The following is a 4,894-nucleotide window of genomic DNA, read 5'->3' on the forward strand; positions in this document are numbered from 1 at the left end:
GAGGGACCATCACTCCGGAGTGCGGTATTCGCCACCCACACGCGGGACGGCACTACGCAGACGGCGAGGCATAGGGGTCTCTGACGCAGTGGAAGCTCTTCACGTGGCAGGAACGAACCACAAGTTTATTAGGCAGCGATGACTCGGACTGCAATACGCGCAGGAATCAGGAGCTTCTAAGAACCTTTTTCTTGTCGAGAAAATAGGAGAGTGAACAATGGATAGAGAAACGCATAAGGCAACCTGTTCTGACTGCGGCCAGGAGTGCGAAGTCCCCTTCAAACCCGACCCAGACAGACCGGTATACTGCCGAGATTGCTGGTCGAAGAGAAGACCGCAGAGAAGTGGAAGGTTCTAGAAGTCGATACTGACACACAAACGAGATCGCGTGGAGATTGATCGTTTCTGTTGCTTGATGGTTCAGTTGTAACGCTGGTCCGGACACCAATGCCCGGTCTGAAGTTCTTCTCCCGTATCCTGTCGGATTCAGCAGGCTAAGGTCTCTACCTGGGCTCAACAACCCGAGATCAAATCGTCCTCGTAGTCCTCGATCTCTTCGACCTCGATGGGGTCATCGGGGACGAAATGCTCGAATAGGTAGGTCCATTCCTGAGCGGACACGAGCCTCTTAGTCTTGGATATCCTCGTTGTCCTGACGCCCGTGACGCCTTCAAGAGGCCTCACATAGCGCTCGACGAATGTTCTCAGCGTAGTCTCCCCCCTGCAGGAATAGGACACGAAAATGTCGCCTCCCTCTCCCCTGAGCGTGTAGGCTATGTAGTTCGGCACAACGGACTGCGTTGGCTTGTAGCGGGACAGTGTATCGTATGCCTTCTCCAGGGAACGGGGCTCACACGACACCGCGATCGTGAACCTCTTCAGATTCTGAAACGTGCCCTTTGGGACGGGGAAGAACCTTGGATTCGTCAGACAGATGAGCTTGACCGACCTCACGTATCTCAATGGAGCCACGTGGGTCAGCACACACTCCGAGATGCTGCTCAAATCTTTCGCGCCGACGAAGAGACTGATGTCCTCCCGCATGTCCCTGTGCGTGAGGTAGACGATCTGGCACTTGGAGCTGCTCCAATCATCGTGATTCTCGATAACATGGCGCCACATCTTCTTGAGATTCTCCGGCTTGTAGGCGGTGACTCCCCCTTCACCTTCTTCCTTCAGCCAGACTCTGACGCGGACTATTGCCAGCATTCAACACCACCCTCCCAGTACAGGTTGTACGGCGAAGAGATCAATACTAAATTGATATCGACAGACTGCTATTTCTCTTTTTGGGAGGCGGGGAACAGGATTCAGGATTCCGAGAGAAAGCATCGAGATAGAACTTGGATTCGCCGGGACCGAGGTTCGCATTAGACTGCGCGGCTCCGGGAAGCCACATTCCAAGATCTCATCAAGCACCGAACTTCACCTCACGATTCCTGGGCGACATAAAGGGGGGATGCCGCCTCGATTCTATCCAACTTCATCAAATGCCTTTTTCGCATTATGGCTATCTGGTTCAGAACGCGATCGCTCGGCATTCCTGTCAACTCCGCGATCCTTTTGACAGACAGAGGCTCCTTCCTCGCGATCCGGAGTATGAGATACCTATCGAACTCGTCATCCATTGCCTGGTTGAGGAGTCCGTCCAGCTCGTCTTCTGTGAGTTTTTTTCCATAAACATTGCCCAAGTCTATGGCCTCAATCTGCTTGTTAATCAGAGCTCTCGGCCGGAAATCCTCGGCCACCTCCTTCGCTACAGCAAGAAGTCGCATCCGATCCTCGTCTGGATCCTCACCAGCAACTGGATTCGGACCCATGCCTCGTATGAGACTTGTGAAATCTGACATTGTACTGGCAAATCGGGCTCCTTCTGACGCAGATATCCATTCCAACATGAATCGACGCGGGTCGATTCCTGCCTTCTCGATCAGCCTTCTAGCAAGTTTCATTCTCCTTTCCGCGTAGTAGTTCCCCTTCGTGTAGTGACAATCACCAAGATGACACCCCGCCACGAACACGCCATCAGCACCGTGAAGAAGCGCCGCCAGTATGATCGGCGGGTCCACCCTTGCGGAGCACATCACTCGAATGATGCTGACATTCGGGGAGTACTGGAACCGACTGACTCCGGCGAGATCCGCGGCCGCGTACGAACACCAATTGCAGAGGAAGCCAACGATTCGGGGGTTGAATCCTTCGTCCGCATGACTCCCAGCCGAGGCAATTGCAGCTACCTGGGCGAGTATCTGATCCTCGGTGAAATGCTTCACGGTCGTTGCCCTTGCGGGACAGCCGCTGGCACAACTTCCACAACCTTTGCAGAGGGCATCAGTGACGAGGGCCTTGCCTCCATCTTCGTCGACGTGAATGGCATCGAACGGACATATGGACTCGCAGGTTCTGCAACTGACGCAGATATCTTCGTCAACGAAGGCAACCGATCCTTCTGCCGCCAGATGTTCCTTTGACAAGAGCGCCACAACCTTCGCTGCCGCGGCATGGGCCTGCGCCAGGTTCTCGTCCACGAATTTCGGACCCTGAGCAAGACCACACAGGAATATCCCTTCAGTCGAGAACTCCACTGGCCTCAGCTTCCTGTGCGCTTCGAGGAAGAAGCCATCTCCGCCCAAGGGAACCTTCAATATTTCCGAAAGCCTCTCGTTGTCCGGGCTGGGCCTGGTCGCAGCATTGAGGACCACATGCTCGGGCCGGAGCATTATCTCCTCCCCGAGGAAGCGGTCCTTGACGACGACCTTCAGCTTCCCGTTCTCCTCCCGTACATCTGGCGGGTTATCGTCGTTGTACCTCAGGAAGATGATCCCTCTTTTGGATGCCTCTCTGTAGAATCTCTCTCTGAATCCGTACGTCCTTATGTCCTTGTACAGCACATACACAGGCGTTTCAGGATACCTCTCCTTCACCCACAGCGCGTTCTTGATGGACGTGGAACAGCATATGCGACTGCAGTTGTGATACTCGGGTACTCGGGAACCGACGCACTGAATAATCACGATGCTACCGGGATTGAAGTCCTCTTGCAGCATCATCTCCTCTAGCTCGAGCTGGGTTATCACGTGATCGTTCTTCCCGTACAGATACTCCGTGGGCTCGTACTCGACGGCACCGGTGGCCAGTATCACAACACCATGGTCTATTTCCTTCCCGTTCGACAGTTCCGTTCGAAAGTCCCCCACAAATCCGCTTACGGATTGGACTTCGCTCTCCATATGCAGCGTTATTCCCTCTTTGCTTCGCACTTCCCCTATCATATCCTTGAGCAGTTCCTGAGGATCCTCACCCACGAGGGTGTGTGTCACCCTCCTCAGGTTCCCGCCAAGCTCGCTGCTCTTCTCCACGAGATGTGTCTCTATCCCGTGTTCCGCCAATGACAATGCGGCGGCCATTCCCGACAGCCCGCCGCCGATCACGAGAGCCCTATTCGTGACGGGAGTAGATGTTCTTTGGATGGGTTCCAGCAGCCTCGCTTTCGCGACAGCGGCCGCGACGAGGCCTTTGGCCTTCTCGGTAGCCCTCTCGGGCTCCTTCGAATGCACCCAGGAACAGTGTTCGCGTATGTTCGCCATCTCGAAGAGATACGGGTTGAGTCCGGCCTCCCTTATCGTCTCCTGGAAGAGCTTCTCGTATGAACGGGGCGAGCAGGAAGCAACAACAATTCGATTCAGGTCGTGCTCCTTGATGGCCTCCTTGATCTTGTCCTGCGTCGTGACCGAGCAGGTGTACAGGTTGTCCTCGGCGTAGGCCACGTTCGGAAGCGTCCTCACGTGCTCGACGACGGAGGGGACATCGACGACACCGCCGATGTTGATGCCGCAGTGGCAGACGAAGACGCCAACGCGGGACTCCTTTCCGGAGACATCGATTTCTTCGGGCAACTCCTTGACGAGCGCAACATCCCGCTCCCCGCCAGTTGCCAACAAGGAGAGATCGGCAACGGCAGAAGCCTGACAGACGCTATCAGGGATATCCATTGGTGCATTGGCCACTCCGGCAACGTACACGCCAGGACGCGATGACTGAACAGGCTCGAACCTCTTAGTCCGAAGGAAACCGTATTCATCCAGGTTAATGTTCAACGCCTTGCAGAGTTCGGGAAGATTGGCGCGCGGTTGCAGACCGACCGAGAGGACGACCAAGTCGTAGGTCTCCTCCATAATCTCGCCCTCCTCGAGATACGCGATGATGATATTGTCCCCCTCTAGAGTCTCCTCCAGAGAAGCAACTCTGTTGTTCCTCGTTATCTGTATCTCATACTCTTCCTCTGCCCGCAGACGATAGTCCTCGAACTCCCTGCCGTACGCGCGCAGGTCCATCGCGAAAATATGGACATTGATGCTCTCGGCATGTTCCTTGGCAACAATAGCCTGCTTGAGAGCATACATGCAACAGACGGAGGAGCAGTACTCCCCGCCGCGAGATACGGAACGACTTCCCACGCACTGTATGAATGCTATGTTCTCAGGCTCCTTCCCGTCGGAGGGCCTGACTATCTCTCCCTGCGTTGGACCTGATGCGCTGAGAAGCCTCTCGAACTCGAGGCTAGTAATCACATTCGGGTAGACACCGTAGCCGTACTCGTGTATCACGGAGGGATCGAACACGTCCGCTCCGGATGCTATGATGACGGAGGCTATGTCTATCCTCACTTCCTCCTCGCTCTGATCGAAGTCGATCGCCTTGGCCTCGCAGAACTTCTCGCAGGCCCTGCACTTGCCCGTCTTGAAGTATATGCAGTTGTCCTTGTCTATGACGTAAGTCGAGGGAACGGACTGAGGATACGCGCGGTAGACCGCCTTCCTCTCGGAAGTGGAAGCATCATACTCGCTCGGAAGCTTGACGGGACACTTCTCCGCACAGATGCCGCAGGCGACGC

3 protein-coding genes are annotated in these 4,894 nt (G+C 55.2%); 1 reads left to right on the plus strand and 2 read right to left on the minus strand.

What is annotated here, in order from left to right:
* Nucleotides 1–217: 217 nt before the first annotated feature.
* The gene (locus tag LN415_09400) at nucleotides 218–358 is read left to right on the plus strand and encodes a DNA-directed RNA polymerase (protein MCJ2557299.1); all 141 of its coding nucleotides are present in this window, start codon (nucleotides 218–220) and stop codon (nucleotides 356–358) included.
* A gap of 155 nt (nucleotides 359–513) precedes the next feature.
* Here LN415_09400 and LN415_09405 read toward each other — a convergent pair whose 3' ends face one another.
* Both LN415_09405 and LN415_09410 read right to left on the minus strand, forming a co-directional pair.
* Nucleotides 514–1,209 (minus strand): hypothetical protein, encoded by a 696-nt coding sequence (locus LN415_09405; GenBank protein ID MCJ2557300.1) that lies wholly within the window; start codon nucleotides 1,207–1,209, stop codon nucleotides 514–516.
* 221 nt (nucleotides 1,210–1,430) lie between these two features.
* Nucleotides 1,431–4,894, minus strand: a 3,464-nt coding sequence (locus LN415_09410) for a hydrogenase iron-sulfur subunit (GenBank protein ID MCJ2557301.1), incomplete at its 5' end; no start/stop codon positions are given.

The sequence above is a fragment of the Candidatus Thermoplasmatota archaeon genome (genome assembly GCA_022848865.1).
GTDB lineage: Archaea > Thermoplasmatota > Thermoplasmata > RBG-16-68-12 > JAGMCJ01 > JAGMCJ01.